The organism is Erwinia sp. PPS120 (assembly GCF_047918655.1).
Taxonomy (GTDB): domain Bacteria; phylum Pseudomonadota; class Gammaproteobacteria; order Enterobacterales; family Enterobacteriaceae; genus Erwinia; species Erwinia tasmaniensis_A.
Map to the genome: position 1 here is coordinate 1 of NZ_JBLREF010000080.1, position 464 is coordinate 464.

1 protein-coding gene is annotated in these 464 nt (G+C 62.7%); it reads right to left on the bottom strand.

All coding sequences use genetic code 11. The features are described from left to right. Positions 1-407, bottom strand: a 407-nt coding sequence (locus tag ACLRGG_RS21140; RefSeq protein ID WP_416251556.1) for an Ig-like domain-containing protein, incomplete at its 3' end; no start/stop codon positions are given. Between the last annotated feature and the right edge of the window lie 57 nt (positions 408-464).

Consider the following 464-nt stretch of genomic DNA (forward strand, 5'->3'; position numbering starts at 1 on the left):
TTATCTTTGGCGGTAAGAGCCACCTTCTGATCGGCCAGCGGGTTGCCGTGCTGGTCCTGTACGGTGACGCGCAGGGCCGCTCTGGCCGTGCCGTTGGCCAGCACGTTATCGGTAGTGACCTTCAGATCGCTGACCTGCGCGGTGCTGGCATCGGCGATAAAGGTCACCGTGGCGGTTCTGGACGAGTTACCGAGAGTCGCGCTCACCGCCTGGGCCGCTGCAAGGGTGCTGCTGGCGGTAAAGGTGGCGGTACCGTCCTTCCCGGTGGTGACGCTGGCAGCACTGAGCATGATGCCGCTATCTTTGGCGGTAAGGGTTACCTTCTGACCGGTCAGCGGGTTGCCGTGCTGGTCCTGTACGGTGACGCGCAGGGCTGCCCTGGCCGTGCCGTTGGCGAAACACGTTATCGGTGATGACCTTCAGATCGCTGAACCGCGCGGTACTGACATCGGCGATAAAGGTCA